The sequence below is a fragment of the Pseudomonas oryzihabitans genome (assembly GCF_006384975.1).
GTDB lineage: Bacteria > Pseudomonadota > Gammaproteobacteria > Pseudomonadales > Pseudomonadaceae > Chryseomonas > Chryseomonas psychrotolerans_B.
Genome location: NZ_CP021645.1, coordinates 4,912,795 through 4,927,738, shown reverse-complemented (window position 1 = coordinate 4,927,738; position 14,944 = coordinate 4,912,795). Strand labels below are relative to the sequence as shown.

Below are 14,944 nucleotides of genomic sequence, written 5' to 3'. Positions count from 1 at the left end.
CGGGGCGACCTCAGGGCCGCGGCGACGCTCAGTGTAGGGGAGCCTGGGCCCAGGCAGAAGGACTCTCGACCAGGGCTTGCTGGTGCTGGCACTGGCTGCAGAAGGCGCCTGCCGGCTGTACCTGTCCGCACCTAAGGCAACAGGCCAGGGCCGCATCCGTCGCCTGGCGCCGCGCCAGCCAGCGCTTCACCAGGGCGTACTCCGCCGGACTCAGGCCGCTGACCTCGATTTCCCCTGCCGTCAGATCGTAGAGGCGCTCCTGGGTCGCGGCCTCATCCAGCGCCAGCGCCAGGCGCCGTTGCAGGCGCACATCGGCTGGCAGGCGTTCGGACTCGCGTCGAAACTTTCCCATGATGGGCCTTATCCTCCCGGTGATGGAACAAGCGTTTAAACAGCCTAGTACGGCCCTTCCGACCTTGCCTCCCTCGGAGTGCGAAACAAGCGGCGGAGCGGGACATTTCCCCGCACTCGGGGGGTCATGTATGCTTGGCGGCTCGATCAAACGCCTCTGCAGCCCTCGACACGCCCATGCACGAACACTATCAGCCCCGCGAAATAGAAGCCGCCGCCCAGTCCTTCTGGGACCAGAATCTGTCCTTCAAGGCCGTCATGCGCCCGGGCCAGGAGAAGTTCTACTGCCTGTCGATGTTCCCCTACCCCAGCGGCAAGCTGCACATGGGGCACGTGCGCAACTACACCATCGGCGACGTCATCGCCCGCTACCAGCGGATGCTGGGCAAGAATGTGCTGCAGCCCATGGGCTGGGACGCCTTCGGCATGCCCGCCGAGAACGCCGCCATGAAGAACGGCGTGGCCCCGGCCAAGTGGACCTACGAGAACATCGCCTACATGAAGTCCCAGCTGCGGAGCCTGGGTCTGGCGATCGACTGGTCCCGCGAGGTCACCACCTGCAAGCCGGACTACTATCGCTGGGAGCAGTGGCTGTTCACCCAACTGTTCGAGAAGGGCATCATCTACCGCAAGAACGGCACGGTGAACTGGGACCCGGTGGACCAGACCGTCCTGGCCAACGAGCAGGTCATCGACGGCCGCGGCTGGCGCAGCGGTGCGCTGATCGAGAAGCGCGAGATCCCCATGTATTACTTCCGCATCACCGACTATGCGGAAGAGCTGCTGAATTCCCTCGACCAACTGCCCGGCTGGCCCGAGCAGGTCAAGACCATGCAGCGCAACTGGATCGGCAAGTCCCGCGGCATGGAGGTGCAATTCCCCTATGACCAGGACAGCATCGGCGCCGAAGGCACCCTGAAGGTCTTCACCACCCGCCCCGACACCCTGCTCGGCGCCACCTATGTCGCCGTGGCCGCGGAACACCCGCTGGCCACCCAGGCCGCCCAGGGCAATGCCGAGTTGCAGGCCTTCATCGACGAATGCAAGCGCGGCGGCGTCGCCGAAGCCGACATCGCCACCCAGGAGAAGAAAGGCCTGGACACCGGCCTGTTCGTCCGCCATCCGCTGACCGACGCCCGCCTGCCGGTATGGGTCGCCAACTACGTGCTGATGCACTACGGCGACGGCGCGGTCATGGCCGTTCCCGGTCACGACGAGCGTGACTTCGAATTCGCCAACAAGTACCAGTTGCCCATCGTCCAGGTGGTGGATACCGCCGAAGCCACCCAGGTGCTGGCCAATCCGGACGACTACAGCCCCGAGGAATACGAGCGCTACCAGTTCGACCCGGTGCAGTGGAAGGACTGGTACGCCAGCAAGGACGGCTTCCTGATCAATTCCGGCGCCTACGACAACCTGAGCTACGACGCCGCCTTCGACGCCATCGGCGCCGATCTGCAGGCCAAGGGCCTGGGCCAGCCGCGTACCCAGTTCCGCCTGCGCGACTGGGGCATCAGCCGCCAGCGCTACTGGGGCTGCCCGATTCCGATCATCCATGGTGACGACGGCGTCGACATCCCGGTGCCGGCCGACCTGCTGCCGGTGGTGCTGCCCGAGGACGTGGTGCCCGACGGCGCCGGCTCGCCCCTGGCGCGCATGCCGGAATTCTACGAGACCGTCGATCCGCGCAATGGCCAACCGGCCCGTCGCGAGACCGACACCATGGACACCTTCGTCGAAAGCTCCTGGTACTTCGCCCGCTATGCCTCGCCGAATTTCACCGGCGGCATGCTGGACAAGGAAGAGGCCAACTACTGGTTGCCCGTCGACCAGTACATCGGCGGTATCGAACACGCCATCCTGCACCTGCTCTACTCGCGCTTCTTCCACAAGCTGATGCGCGACCAGGGTCTGATCGACTCCGACGAGCCCTTCGAGAACTTGCTCACCCAGGGCATGGTGGTGGCCGAGACCTACTACCGTACCAATCCCAACGGTAGCAAGGACTGGTTCAACCCGGCCGATGTCGAGGTGGAGCGCGATGCCAAGGCCAAGGTGATCGGCGCGCGCCTGAAGAGCGACGGCCAACCGGTGGAAATCGGCGGCGTCGAGAAGATGTCCAAGTCGAAGAACAACGGTGTCGACCCCCAGGCGATGATCGACCAGTACGGCGCAGATACCTGCCGGCTGTTCATGATGTTCGCCTCGCCGCCGGACATGAGCCTGGAGTGGTCCGACTCCGGCGTCGAAGGTGCCAGCCGCTTCCTGCGCCGCGTCTGGCGCCTGGCCCAGGCCCACGTCGCCCAGGGCTTGCCGGCTGCCGGCGCGCTTGGCGAGTTGTCGCCGGCCCAGAAAGAGGTGCGTCGCGCCATCCACCTGGCCATCCGCCAGGCCAGCCAGGATATCGGCCAGCACCACAAGTTCAACACCGCCATCGCCGCGGTCATGACCCTGATGAACGTGCTGGAAAAGGCCGCCCAGGATAGCGATACCGATCGCCGCCTGCTGCAGGAGGGCCTGGAGGCCGTCACCCTGCTGCTGGCGCCCATCACCCCGCACATCGCCCATGGTCTCTGGCAGCAACTGGGCCACGCCGACGCGGTCATCGATGCCCGCTGGCCGCAGGTGGACGAAAGCGCCCTGGTGCAGGACAGCCTGCAGATCGTCATCCAGGTGAACGGCAAGCTGCGCGGCCAGATCGAAGTCCCGGCCGATGCCAGCCGCGAGGCCATCGAGGCCGCCGCTCGCGCCAATGAAAACGTGGCACGCTTCACCGAGGGTCTGACCATCCGCAAGGTCGTCGTGGTCCCGGGTAAACTGGTCAATATCGTCGCCAACTAAGACACGCGAACGGAGCAGATAACAGATGAAGAAACGGATTCTCCCCGGCCTTGCGGTAGTCGGCCTGGCGACCCTGCTGACCGCCTGCGGCTTCCAGCTGCGCGGTACCGGCGAAACCCGCCTGCAAATCACCGAGCTGAACCTGACGGCGCGCGATGCCTACGGCCAGACCGTCAAGGAAGTGCGCGACATGCTCGAGGATGCCCACGTGCGGATCAGCTCGGGCGCGCCCTACACCCTGGACCTGGGCGGCGAAGCCCTGAGCGAGCGTACCGCCAGCTACACCAGCGGCGCCCGCAGCGCCGAGGTCGAGCTGACCACCCGCCAGCCCTACAGCATCGTCGGCAAGAACCAGACCGTGTTGCTCAGCGACTACCTGGAAACCCAGCGCTACTACGTGACCGACCAGAACAACATCGTCGGCTCCGAGCAGCAGAAGGATCAGCTGCGTCGCGAAATGCGCCGCGAACTGGTGCAGCAGCTGGCCGCTCGCCTGCAGGCCCTGACGCCGGAGCGTCTGGAAAAACTGCAGCGCGACGCCGATGCCCGCGCCGCTGCCCAGCAGGAAGCCGAGCGCCGCGCTCGCGAGTCCGCGCCGCCGCAGCAGTCGCCGATCGAAATCCCCACCCCCGCGCGCTAAGCGCCGCACCCGGAGCCGCAAGGCTCCGGGCTGCCGTCACGGCCCCTCATGAAACTCAACGCCAATCAACTGGGCAAGCAACTCCAGGGCTCGCTGGCCGCGGTCTATGCCGTCAGCGGCGATGAGCCGCTGCTCTGCCAGGAAGCCAGCGACGCCATTCGCAGTGCGGCGCGCATGCAAGGCTTCGACGAACGCGAAGTCTTCGACGTCGACGCCAGTTTCGACTGGGGCCGCCTCTACGAAGCCGGCGCCAGCCTCTCGCTGTTCGCCCAGAAACGCATCCTCGAATTGCGCCTGCCCACCGGCAAGCCGGGGGACAAGGGCTCCGCCGCCCTGCTCGACTACCTGGCGCGTCCCGCCGAGGACACCCTGCTGCTAATCAGCCTGCCCCGGCTGGATGCCGCGGCCCAGAAGACCAAGTGGGCCAAGGCACTGCTGGAGCAAGAGCAGGCGCAATTCGTGCAGATCTGGCCGGTGGAAGTGGCGCAGCTGCCGCAATGGATCAACCAGCGGCTATCGCGCCTGGGCCTGGCCGCTACCCCCGAGGCCGTGGACCTGATCGCCGAGCGGGTGGAGGGCAACCTGCTGGCTGCCGCCCAGGAGATCGAAAAGCTCCGCCTGCTCACCGAAGGCTCCCAGGTGGATGCCGAAACCGTCCGCGCCACGGTGGCCGATAGTGCCCGCTACGATGTCTTCGGCTTGCTGGATGCCGCTCTCGCCGGCGAGGCGGCGCACGCCCTGCGCATCCTCGAAGGCCTGCGCGGCGAAGGCGTGGAAGCCGCCGTGGTGCTCTGGGCCCTGGCGCGGGAAATACGCTTGCTGGCCAATCTGGCCCAGTTGCAGGAGAGCGGCACGCCGCTGGAGCGCGCCTTCACCCAGGTCAAGCCGCCGGTGTGGGACAAGCGCCGCCCCCTGATGACCCGCGCCCTGCAGCGCCATGGCGCCCGGCGTCTGGAAGCCCTGCTGCGCGATGCCCAGATGGCTGACGAACAGATCAAGGGCCAGGCGCCCGGCGATGTCTGGCTGACCCTGACCAGCCTCGCCCTGGTGCTCGCCGGCAAACGGCTGGCGCTGGGCAAGCTCCTACAATAGCCGCCCCTGCAATAGCGGCCCTTGTAATCAGCGGTCCTTGCAATAGACTGGCGTGCCCCCATCAAGGGGTATCCATCCCTCTCGGAGCACGCATCCATGGCCAAGAAATACAGCCGCGGCCCCAACAAGGCCAAGGCCCTCGTCAGCGATCCCCGGTTTCGCTCACGCAAGGAACAGCCCGCCAAGGGCAAAGGCAGCTACCGCCGCGAAGCCTTCTCGTTGCAAGACGAGAAGGCTTCGGTCTTTATGGCTGCCTGAAAGACGGGCGGATACGGCTACCAGACGCCATGACCCGGGGCGTGCTAAGGTGACTGTTCCTGCCTAGACGTCCGGTGGAGACAGATGCAATTCGGGAAATCCCGCGGATTCAAGACCGGCGGCCTCCTCGCCGGGACCCTGGTCACCCTGCTGACCGCCGCCCTGGCCGCCTGCGCCCAGACGCCAACGACGCCCACCGCGGCGCCCTCCTCACCCAGCTCGCCCAAACCTGCCCCCGCGACCAACGCACCGGCTCCAACAGCCGAGGCCATGCCGCAGCCGGCCGAAAGCTTCGAACAGTGGCGCAGTCGCTTCCGCGACTTGGCCCTCGGCCGTGGTATCTCGGCGAGCACCTTCGACCAGGCCTTCGCCGGCGTTGAACCCGATATGGCGGTGATCGCCGCCGATCGCAGCCAGCCGGAATTCACCAAGCCGGTCTGGGAATACCTGGCCACGGCCGTCTCGCCGCTGCGGGTGCGTAACGGCAAGAGCCTGCTCATCCAGCAGGCTGGCCTGCTGGCGACCCTGGAAGCGCGCTATGGCATCGAGCCGGCACGGCTGGTGGCCTTCTGGGGCATGGAGAGCAACTATGGCAACAACATGGGCAACAAGGGCGTCATCCGCTCCCTGGCCACCCTCGCCTACGAGGGTCGCCGCCCGGATTTCGCCCAGGACCAGTTGATCGCCGCCCTCGGCATCCTCCAGCACGGCGACGTCACCCCCGACCGGATGATTGGCTCCTGGGCCGGCGCCATGGGCCAGACCCAGTTCATTCCCACCACCTACGACCAGTACGCGGTGGACTTCGACGGCGACGGTCGCCGCGATATCTGGGGCTCCACCGCCGATGCCCTGGCCTCCACCGCCAACTACCTCAAGGCCTCCGGCTGGCAGGATGGCAAGCCCTGGGGCTACGAAGTCCGGGTGCCGGCCAATTTCGACTACAGCCTGGCCGACATGGGCGTGCGCAAGACCCTGGCCGAATGGACGGCGCTGGGCATCCAGGGCCTCGGCCTGCCGCAACCGGCCGCCCAGCCCGGGGATACCGCCTCGCTGCTGCTGCCCGCCGGCTATCGCGGTCCGGCCTTCCTGGTGTTCAATAATTTCCGCACCATCCTCAAGTACAACAACTCCACCTCCTACGCCCTGGGCGTGGCCCTGCTCTCGGAGCGCTACCGCGACGCCGGCCAGATCGCCGGCAGTTGGCCCACCGACGATCTGCCGCTGAGCCGCAGCGAAAGAGTTGAACTGCAGCAACGCCTGGCCGCCCTGGGCCTGGACCCGGGCAGTGCCGACGGCATCATCGGCGCCAACACCCGCAAGGCCATCCGCGCCTACCAACAGTCCCAGCGATTGCCCGCCGACGGCTATCCCAGCCAGCAGCTGCTGCAGCGGTTGCGTGGCTGATATAGCCTCCTGACGAGCGGCCTCAGCGTGCACGAATCGGCATTCTGAGGATCGCCCTCCAGGCGCGGTGAGCAAACCGCTACCGCCAAGGTCGAACGCGAGTCGCGTCGCCCGGTGCGCTCAAGCCGCCCGGGCTCTATTCACACCAAGGAACCCGAGATGAGTATTGCCGCCAACGCAGGACGCCTTCCCGACGAGAACACCCTGACCCACCTGCCACGCCTGGTGGCGCGCTACTACAGCGATCGCCCCGATCCCAGCGATCCGGGCCAGCAGGTGGCCTTCGGTACCTCCGGCCACCGCGGCTCCTCGCTCAAGGGCAGCTTCAACGAATGGCACATCCTCGCCATCACCCAGGCCATCTGCGAATACCGTAAGGCCCAGGGGGTCGACGGGCCGCTGTTCATGGGCATGGACACCCACGCGCTGTCCGAGCCGGCCTTCATCTCCGCCCTGGAAGTCCTCGCCGCCAATGGCGTGGAGGTGCGCATCGACGCCGGTTGCGCCGAGACCCACGGCGAGCCGGGCTATACGCCTACCCCGGCACTGTCCAACGCCATCCTCGAATACAACGCCGGCCGCAGTTCGGGCCTGGCCGACGGCATCGTCATCACCCCGTCGCACAACCCGCCCGCCGACGGCGGCTTCAAGTACAACCCCACCAACGGCGGCCCGGCCGACACCAACGTCACCAAATGGATCCAGGATCGCGCCAATGCCCTGCTGGTGGCCGGCCTGGAAGGCGTCAAGCGGATGGATTACCGCCAGGCGCTCAAGGCCTCCACCACGCAGACATTCGACTTCATCGACAGCTACGTCGGGGGTCTGGGCCAGGTCATCGATCTCGAGGCTATCCGCGGCTCCGGCCTGACCTTTGGCGTCGATCCCCTGGGCGGCGCCGGGGTGCACTACTGGCCGCGCATCGCCGAGCGCTATGGCCTGCCGCTGCAGGTGCTCTCGACCCGCGTCGACCAGACCTTCCGCTTCATGCGCCTGGACTGGGACGGCAAGATCCGCATGGACTGCAGTTCGCCCCACGCCATGGCCGGCCTGATCGAGAACAAGGACAGATTCGACGTCTCCTTCGCCTGCGACACCGACCATGACCGCCATGGCATCGTCGCCCGCTCGGTGGGCCTGCTCAATCCCAACCACTACCTGGCGGTGGCCATCGAGTACCTCTTCACCCACCGTCCGCAGTGGAGCCAGCAGGCCGGCATCGGCAAGACGCTGGTGTCGTCCTCGATGATCGACCGCGTGGCCCAGGGCATTGGCCGCCAGGTGGTGGAAGTGCCGGTGGGCTTCAAGTGGTTCGTCGACGGCCTGCTGGACGGCAGCCTGGGCTTCGGCGGCGAAGAATCCGCCGGTGCCTCCTTCCTGCGCAAGACCGGCGGCGCCTGGTCCACCGACAAGGACGGCATCATCCTCGGCCTCTTGGCGGCAGAGATCACCGCCGTGACCGGCAAGGACCCCGGCGAGCGCTACCAGGCGCTGACCGAGCGTTTCGGCGCCCCGGTCTACCAGCGCATCGACGCCGCCGCCGACCGCGAGCAGAAGGCTCGCCTCGGCAAGCTCTCCGCCGCCCAGGTCACCGCCAAGGAGCTGGCCGGCCAGCCGATCACCGCCATCCTCACCGAGGCCCCCGGCAATGGCGCCGCCATCGGCGGCCTCAAGGTGGTCACTGAGAACGGCTGGTTCGCTGCCCGTCCCTCGGGTACCGAGGATGTCTACAAGATCTACGCCGAAAGCTTCGAGGGCGAAGCCCACCTGGGCCGCATTCAGGAAGAGGCCAAGGCGCTGGTGGACGGGGTGCTGCGCGGTTAATAGCACGGAGCCTGCCCTCTCCCCAACCCTCTCCCGCGTGCGGGAGAGGGGGCCAAGAGCGGATCAACAGGGGCTGAGGGTTTCGAAGCCACCATGAAAAAGGGCAGCCATCAGGCTGCCCTTTTCGATTACGACGCGAGGATCAGTTGATCTTCTTGCCGTGCGCCTGCTGGTCGGCGTGGTAGGACGAACGTACCAGGGGACCGGAAGCGACGTTCTTGAAGCCCATCTTGGCGCCTTCCTCGGCATACCAGGCGAAGGTATCCGGGTGGACGAAGCGCTGCACCGGCAGGTGGTTGCGCGAGGGCTGCAGGTACTGGCCGAGGGTCAGCATGTCGATCTCGTGCTCGCGCATGCGCTGCATGACCTCGATGACTTCCTCGTCGGTCTCGCCCAGGCCCAGCATCAGGCCGGACTTGGTCGGCACGTGGGGCACGCGCTTCTTGAAGTTCTGCAGCAGGTCCAGCGACCACTCGAAGTCCGAACCCGGGCGGGCAGCCTTGTACAGGCGCGGGACGGTCTCCAGGTTGTGGTTGAAGACATCCGGCGGCTCCTGCTCGGTGATGGCCAGGGCCACGTCCATGCGGCCACGGTAGTCCGGCACCAGGGTCTCGAGCTGGATGCCCGGAGACAGCTTGCGGATCTCGCGCAGGCAATCGACGAAGTGCTGGGCACCGCCATCGCGCAGGTCGTCGCGGTCCACCGAGGTGATCACCACGTACTTCAGGCCCAGGTCGGCGATGGCTACCGCCAGGTTCTTCGGCTCGTCCACGTCCAGCGGCTTCGGCCGGCCATGGCCGACGTCGCAGAAGGGGCAGCGACGGGTGCAGATGTCACCCATGATCATGAAGGTGGCGGTGCCGCCGGAGAAGCACTCGCCCAGGTTCGGGCAGGAGGCCTCTTCGCAGACACTGTGCAGCTTGTGCTTGCGCAGCAGCTGCTTGATGCGCTCGACCTCGGGGGTGACCGGGATGCGGACGCGGATCCAGTCCGGCTTGCGCGGCAGTTCCTCGGTGGGAATGATCTTTACCGGGATGCGCGCGACCTTCTCGGCCCCACGCAGCTTGACGCCGGCCTCCACCTTGTTCGGGCGAGCGGGCGGGGTAAGGGTCTGGGCGCTGTCTTGTACTGTTGTGGTCATGTCAATCCGATTCCAGGGTGATCGGTTCGGGGTAGCCCAGGCGCAGACTCAGGTGACGGACCAGAGACTCGCGGACCTCGTCGAAAGCTAGTGGCCCGGTCACCAGATCGCGGAGCTGGGTCATGGCCAGGCCGGCATAACCGCAGGGGTTGATCCGGCGGAACGGCGCCAGATCCATGTCAACGTTCAAGGCCAGTCCATGGAAGGACCGGCCATTGCGGATGCGCAGGCCCAGGGAGGCGATCTTGGCCCCCTCCACGTAGACACCCGGTGCATCGGCTCGGGCTTCGGCCCGTACGCCCCAGTCGGCGAGCAGGGCGATCAGGCTGTCTTCCATGGCGCTGACCAATTCTCGCACGCCCAGGCCCTTGCGGCGAACGTCCAGCAGCACATAGGCGATGAGCTGACCGGGACCATGGTACGTGACCTGGCCGCCGCGATCGACCTGCACCACCGGAATGTCGCCAGCGGCGAGCAGGTGCTCGGGCTTGCCGGCTTGGCCCTGGGTGAAGACCGCCGGGTGCTGGAGCAGCCAGAGTTCGTCAGGCGTCGCGGGACCGCGCTCGTCAGTGAAACGGCGCATGGCCTGCCAGGTCGCCTCGTAGGGCCTCAAGCCCCAGCGGCGCACGCCCAGGGTCACCGGGGCGGGAGTCGTCATCAGATCACCATGTGCACGCGGCCGGTGGCGCGCAGATCCTGGTGGATGGCCTGCAGCTGGTCCACCCCGGTGGCGGTGATGAGGACCTGCACGGACAGGAACCGCCCGTTGCGGCTGTCACGGGTCACCAGGGTGCCACGGTCGAGATCCGGCGCATGGCGCTGCACGGTATCGAGCACCAGCTCGGCGAAATCGGCACCCGCATCGCCGATCACCTTGATGGGATAACGCGGGCAGGGAAATTCGATCTTGGGGGGTTGTACGTCTTCGGTCATGCGGAAGTTCCAGGCCGAACCTTGTCGGCAGGGGTGAAAGGCCCGCTTGCGCGGGCCTTTCCGGGGCGACGGATCAGTTGAACAATCCGTAGAAGAACAGGCGGATGCTATCCCACAGGCGGCGGATGAAGCCACCCTCCTCGACCGGCTGCAGGGCCACCAGGTCGGCGGTGTGGACCACCTTGTCGTCGAGCTTGACCTCGACCTTGCCGATCACCTGGCCCTTGGCGATGGGGGCGATCAGTTGCGGGTTGAGCACCATCTCGGCATGCAGCTTCTTGGCCTGGCCGCGCGGCAGGGTCATGGTCAGATCCTCGGCCAGACCGGCCTGGACCTCACGCGCATCGCCCTTCCATACCGGCGCCTTGGCCAGCTCGGTGCCCTTCTTGTAGAAGGACTGGGTCTCGAAGAAGCGGAAGCCGTAGGTCAGCAGCTTCTGGGTTTCGGCGGCGCGGGCCTGCTCGCTGTTGGTGCCGAACACCACGGCCACCAGGCGCATGCCGTCACGTACGGCGGAGGCCACCATGCAGTAGCCGGCCTCGTCGGTGTGACCGGTCTTCAGGCCGTCCACGGTCTTGTCGCGCCACAAGAGCAGGTTGCGGTTGGGCTGCTTGATGTTGTTCCAGAAGAATTCCTTCTGGGAATAGATGGCGTAGTGCTGGGGATCGGCGTTGATGATGGCGCGCGCCAGGATCGCCATGTCGTGGGCCGAGGAATAGTGGTTCGGATTCGGCAGGCCGGTGGCATCCATGAAGTGGGTGTTTTGCATGCCCAGCTTCTGCGCGGTGGTGTTCATCATGTCGACGAAGGCGTCTTCGCTGCCGGCGATGTGCTCGGCCAGGGCGACGCTGGCGTCGTTGCCGGACTGGATGATGATGCCGTGCAGCAGGTCACCCACCGACACCTGGGAACCGAGCTTGAGGAACATCCGCGAACCGCCGGTACGCCAGGCATGCTCGCTGATGGTGGCCATGTCGGATTCCTTGATCCGGCCCCGGTTGATTTCCAGGGTGGCGATGTAGGCGGTCATCAGCTTGGTCAGACTGGCCGGCGGCAGGCGCTCGTCCGAGTTGGATTCGGTCAGCACGGCGCCGCTGTTGGCGTCCATGAGAATCCAGGCCTTGGCCGCCAGTTGCGGGGGAGCCGGAATCATGGTCTCGGCCGCCCAGACGGCCGGGACACAGGCGATCGTTACGAGAAGAAGCAGGCGGCGGGCAAAGGTTGCGATAGTCATCCGAATCTCTGAATGGTTAGGGTATGGCTGGAGCAGCGGGCGGGCCTGCCAGTGGGCAGGCGCCTAGAAACATCCTTGCTTCAATCCGGTTGCACGAGGGAGGCCTGGCCGAGTCGGGCCAGGCGCACGCTGTTCTGGAGCTGGGGCACCTCAGCCGGCTGGACCGGGCCGAGTCGCACGCGATGCAAGGTCTGCTGGTTGCGCACCGTCGAGCTGATGAACACCGGGGCACCGGTCAGGTCGCTGAGCTTGTCCTTGAGCAATTCCGCAGCGTCCGGATTGGCGAAGGCCGCCACCTGCAGATAGAGCCCAGCGGCTGGGACAGAAGCGTTTTTTTTTGCGTCTATGGCCGCCGGGGTGACCGGCTCGGCATGCTGGTTGACCGGCGGCGTATAGGTCTCCACCGCACCGAAGGTCTGCACCTCGGTAGTCTTCTGGGCTACCGGAGCCTGGCGCGGTTGGGCCAGTACCATGGGCACCGCCTGGCCGCGCTCGGCCCAATATTGTTGCGGATCAATGCCATCCACCCTGACCCGGGCGGTGCCGATCTCGGCATAACCGAGCTTCTTGGCCGCGGCGAAGGACAGGTCGATGACCCGGTCGGAATAGAAAGGACCGCGATCGTTGACGCGCAGGATGACGCTGCGGCCGTTATCGAGGTTGGTGACCCTGACGTAACTGGGCAGCGGCAGGGTCTTGTGCGCCGCGGTCATGCCGTAGAGGTCGTAGGTCTCGCCATTGGCGGTAGCCTGGCCGTGGAACTTGGTGCCATACCAGGACGCCGTACCGGTCACGTGATAATCACGCGAGTCGGTCAGCGGGAAGTAGGTCTTGCCCAGTACGGTATAGGGGTTGTTCTTCAGCGGCCCGTTGTAGGGCATGGGCACGGCATCGGGGATCTTGCTGACGTCGACGTCCCACCAGGGCGCGCCGTCGCGGTGCGGGCGCAGGTAGCCACCCGGCCCCGCCACACCCTTGCTGGTGGGTTTGGGCGACTGACTGGAGCAGCTCAACAGCAGCAGGCCGAGACCCAGGCAGCCGGCCAGCCGCACCACGGTAGCCAGACGCTTCACGGCTTACCACCCTCGGCCGCGTGACGCTCGGCGATGGCGGCGGCCAGATCGGTCACCGCCATGGCGTACATGACGCTGCGGTTGTAACGGGTAATGGCGTAGAAATTGGGCAGGCCCATCCAGTACTCCGGTCCCTTGTCTCCGTCGAGGCGGAACGAGGTTACACGCAAATCGTCGCGCAGGGCAGGGTCCTGAGCATTCCAGCCCAGCGCGCGCAGCTCGGCGACGGTCTTGACCGGCTCTATGCCTGGCACCACGCCCTCCTCCACCCGACTACCGGTCACCTGGGCACGAATCGCGGTTGGCCCGCTACCGGACCAGCCGTGCATCTTGAAGTAGTTGGCGACGCTGCCGATGGCATCGGTCGGGTCCGACCAGATATTGATATGGCCGTCGCCATCGAAATCCACCGCGTAGGCACGGAAGCTGCCGGGCATGAATTGCGGCAGGCCCATGGCGCCGGCATAGGAGCCGGTGAGACTGAGCGGATCGACCTGTTGCTCGCGGGCGAGCAACAGGAATTCACGCAGTTGGCTGCGGAAGAAAGGTGCGCGCGGCGGGTAGTCGAACGCCAGGGTGGAGAGGGCGTCCAGCACCCGGTAGTTACCGGTGTTGCGCCCATAGAAGGTTTCCACGCCGATGATGGCGACGATGAACTGGGCCGGCACGCCATATTCGCGCTCGGCACGCGCCAGCGCCTCTTCGTGGGCCTTCCAGAACTCGACGCCCTGGGCGATTCGCCGATCGGTGATGAAGATGGGGCGGTATTCGCTCCAGGGCTTGACCCGCTCGGCCGGGCGCGAAATGGCATCGAGAATGGCCTGCTTGCGTTGCACCTCGCCGAACAGTGCCTGCAGTTGCTCCGGCGCGAAGCCGTAGCTCTGACTCATCTCGGCGATGAAGTCACGCGCCTGCGGTGTCGCGTCGTAGTCGCCGGCGACGACGCCGGTCGTCACGCCCATCGCGCCCGCGAGCCCCAGGCCCTGCAGGCAGCGACGCATCCATCCCATTATCGACATCTAGCCCTTCTTCATTGCTTGTTAAACCTGGGTGATCCACTTGCGGTGCGTGTGGATCGACATCAAAACTCCGAACCCGGTGAGCAAGGTGACCACCGAGGTGCCGCCATAGCTGATGAATGGCAGCGGTACGCCCACCACGGGCAACAGGCCACTGACCATGCCGATGTTGACGAAGACGTAGACGAAAAAGGTCATGGTCACGCCGCCGGCGAGCAACTTGCCGAACAACGTCTGGGCCTGCAGCGTGATGGTGAGGCCACGACCGATGAGCAACAGATAGAGCGTCAGCAGCAGGCAGACGCCCACCATGCCGAACTCTTCGCCGAGGACGGCAATGATAAAGTCCGTGTGACTTTCCGGCAAAAAATCCAGATGGGACTGGGTCCCCAGCAGCCAGCCCTTGCCGAACACGCCGCCCGAGCCGATGGCGGCCTTGGATTGGATGATGTTCCAACCGGCGCCCAGCGGGTCCATTTCCGGATCGAGGAAGGTCAGGATGCGGCGCTTCTGGTAGTCGTGCAGCACGAAGAACCACATAGCCACCGCCATGGGCACGGCTGCGCTCACCGCGCCGATCAGCCAACGCCACTGCAGGCCGCCGACGAACAGCACGAAGCCGCCCGAGGCCAATACCAGCATGGCGGTGCCGAGATCGGGCTGGTCGAGGATGAGCACGAAGGGCACCACCACCAGCGACAGGCTGATCAGGCTGTGCTTGAAGTTGGGCGGCAGGCTGCGCTTGGACAGGTACCAGGCCATCATCATGGGCATCAGGAGCTTCATGAATTCCGACGGCTGGAAGCGGATCACGCCGGGGATATTGATCCAGCGGGTGGCACCCATGGCGTTGTGGCCCATGACGTCCACCACCACCAACAGAGCCACGCCGACCACATAGCCCAGGGGCACCCAGCGCGCCATGAAGCGCGGCTCCAACTGGGCGACGATGGCCATGGCCACCAGGCCCAGGCCGAAGGAGCTGGCCTGCTTGAACAGCAGGTCGAGATTGCGTCCGCCGGCGGAATAGAGCACGAACAGGCCGGTCGCCCCCAGCATCAACAGCAGGATCAACAGCGGACCATCGATGTGCAGGCGCTGCAACAGGGTCGCGCGCCGCTTCATCACGTC

14 protein-coding genes are annotated in these 14,944 nt (G+C 66.0%); 6 read left to right on the top strand and 8 right to left on the bottom strand.

Going from position 1 to position 14,944, the window contains the following annotated elements; all coding sequences use genetic code 11:
- Positions 1-28 precede the first annotated feature (28 nt).
- Positions 29-352 carry a hypothetical protein gene (locus CCZ28_RS22235; RefSeq protein ID WP_240795192.1) on the bottom strand — a complete coding sequence of 108 codons (324 nt, stop codon included), beginning with the start codon at positions 350-352 and terminating at the stop codon, positions 29-31.
- Between the two features lie 176 nt (positions 353-528).
- Here CCZ28_RS22235 and leuS point away from each other — a divergent pair, with 176 nt between their 5' ends.
- From leuS to pgm, 6 genes are all read left to right on the top strand, one after another.
- Positions 529-3,192, top strand: a complete 2,664-nt coding sequence (gene leuS / locus CCZ28_RS22230; protein WP_140220910.1) for a leucine--tRNA ligase — start codon at positions 529-531, stop codon at positions 3,190-3,192.
- A 25-nt stretch (positions 3,193-3,217) separates the two neighbouring features.
- A complete protein-coding gene (lptE, locus tag CCZ28_RS22225) occupies positions 3,218-3,832 on the top strand; it encodes an LPS-assembly lipoprotein LptE (protein WP_140220909.1) in 615 nt (204 codons plus the stop codon).
- 48 nt (positions 3,833-3,880) lie between these two features.
- Entirely contained in the window at positions 3,881-4,924 is a 1,044-nt protein-coding gene (gene holA, locus CCZ28_RS22220; RefSeq protein ID WP_140220908.1) for a DNA polymerase III subunit delta, read from the top strand.
- 96 nt (positions 4,925-5,020) lie between these two features.
- Positions 5,021-5,182, top strand: a complete 162-nt coding sequence (gene arfA / locus CCZ28_RS22215) for an alternative ribosome rescue factor ArfA (protein ID WP_140220907.1) — start codon at positions 5,021-5,023, stop codon at positions 5,180-5,182.
- A gap of 84 nt (positions 5,183-5,266) precedes the next feature.
- Positions 5,267-6,589: a lytic murein transglycosylase gene (locus CCZ28_RS22210; protein ID WP_140220906.1), complete on the top strand. Its 1,323-nt coding sequence runs from the start codon at positions 5,267-5,269 to the stop codon at positions 6,587-6,589.
- 159 nt (positions 6,590-6,748) lie between these two features.
- Positions 6,749-8,413, top strand: coding sequence for a phosphoglucomutase (alpha-D-glucose-1,6-bisphosphate-dependent) (gene pgm, locus CCZ28_RS22205; RefSeq protein ID WP_140220905.1), 1,665 nt, complete (start codon positions 6,749-6,751; stop codon positions 8,411-8,413).
- 142 nt (positions 8,414-8,555) lie between these two features.
- On the opposite strand, the gene lipA is transcribed toward pgm, so the two are convergent.
- The 7 genes from lipA to rodA form a co-directional block, all read right to left on the bottom strand.
- Entirely contained in the window at positions 8,556-9,554 is a 999-nt protein-coding gene (gene lipA / locus CCZ28_RS22200) for a lipoyl synthase (RefSeq protein WP_140220904.1), read from the bottom strand.
- Between the two features lies 1 nt (position 9,555).
- Entirely contained in the window at positions 9,556-10,212 is a 657-nt protein-coding gene (gene lipB / locus CCZ28_RS22195; RefSeq protein ID WP_140220903.1) for a lipoyl(octanoyl) transferase LipB, read from the bottom strand.
- Positions 10,212-10,487, bottom strand: a complete 276-nt coding sequence (locus CCZ28_RS22190) for a DUF493 domain-containing protein (RefSeq protein WP_058762176.1) — start codon at positions 10,485-10,487, stop codon at positions 10,212-10,214. The genes lipB and CCZ28_RS22190 overlap by 1 nt, the downstream gene beginning before the upstream one ends.
- Before the next feature lie 73 nt (positions 10,488-10,560).
- Positions 10,561-11,721, bottom strand: coding sequence for a D-alanyl-D-alanine carboxypeptidase family protein (locus tag CCZ28_RS22185; RefSeq protein WP_058762175.1), 1,161 nt, complete (start codon positions 11,719-11,721; stop codon positions 10,561-10,563).
- A gap of 80 nt (positions 11,722-11,801) precedes the next feature.
- Positions 11,802-12,785, bottom strand: a complete 984-nt coding sequence (locus CCZ28_RS22180; RefSeq protein ID WP_437179239.1) for a septal ring lytic transglycosylase RlpA family protein — start codon at positions 12,783-12,785, stop codon at positions 11,802-11,804.
- 5 nt (positions 12,786-12,790) lie between these two features.
- Entirely contained in the window at positions 12,791-13,813 is a 1,023-nt protein-coding gene (gene mltB / locus CCZ28_RS22175) for a lytic murein transglycosylase B (RefSeq protein WP_140220901.1), read from the bottom strand.
- A gap of 21 nt (positions 13,814-13,834) precedes the next feature.
- On the bottom strand, positions 13,835-14,938 hold the full coding sequence (gene rodA, locus CCZ28_RS22170; protein ID WP_140221416.1) for a rod shape-determining protein RodA: 1,104 nt from the start codon (positions 14,936-14,938) through the stop codon (positions 13,835-13,837).
- Positions 14,939-14,944: the final 6 nt, after the last annotated feature.

What these genes read in the sequence shown, in the direction of transcription:
- leuS (WP_140220910.1), top strand. Translation starts at nt 529, where the DNA reads ATGCACGAACACTATCAGCCCCGCGAAATAGAAGCCGCCGCCCAGTCC.
- lipB (WP_140220903.1), bottom strand. Translation starts at nt 10,212, where the DNA reads ATGACGACTCCCGCCCCGGTGACCCTGGGCGTGCGCCGCTGGGGCTTG.
- holA (WP_140220908.1), top strand. Translation starts at nt 3,881, where the DNA reads ATGAAACTCAACGCCAATCAACTGGGCAAGCAACTCCAGGGCTCGCTG.
- lipA (WP_140220904.1), bottom strand. Translation starts at nt 9,554, where the DNA reads ATGACCACAACAGTACAAGACAGCGCCCAGACCCTTACCCCGCCCGCT.
- pgm (WP_140220905.1), top strand. Translation starts at nt 6,749, where the DNA reads ATGAGTATTGCCGCCAACGCAGGACGCCTTCCCGACGAGAACACCCTG.
- CCZ28_RS22235 (WP_240795192.1), bottom strand. Translation starts at nt 352, where the DNA reads ATGGGAAAGTTTCGACGCGAGTCCGAACGCCTGCCAGCCGATGTGCGC.
- rodA (WP_140221416.1), bottom strand. Translation starts at nt 14,938, where the DNA reads ATGAAGCGGCGCGCGACCCTGTTGCAGCGCCTGCACATCGATGGTCCG.
- lptE (WP_140220909.1), top strand. Translation starts at nt 3,218, where the DNA reads ATGAAGAAACGGATTCTCCCCGGCCTTGCGGTAGTCGGCCTGGCGACC.
- arfA (WP_140220907.1), top strand. Translation starts at nt 5,021, where the DNA reads ATGGCCAAGAAATACAGCCGCGGCCCCAACAAGGCCAAGGCCCTCGTC.
- CCZ28_RS22210 (WP_140220906.1), top strand. Translation starts at nt 5,267, where the DNA reads ATGCAATTCGGGAAATCCCGCGGATTCAAGACCGGCGGCCTCCTCGCC.
- CCZ28_RS22190 (WP_058762176.1), bottom strand. Translation starts at nt 10,487, where the DNA reads ATGACCGAAGACGTACAACCCCCCAAGATCGAATTTCCCTGCCCGCGT.
- mltB (WP_140220901.1), bottom strand. Translation starts at nt 13,813, where the DNA reads ATGTCGATAATGGGATGGATGCGTCGCTGCCTGCAGGGCCTGGGGCTC.
- CCZ28_RS22185 (WP_058762175.1), bottom strand. Translation starts at nt 11,721, where the DNA reads ATGACTATCGCAACCTTTGCCCGCCGCCTGCTTCTTCTCGTAACGATC.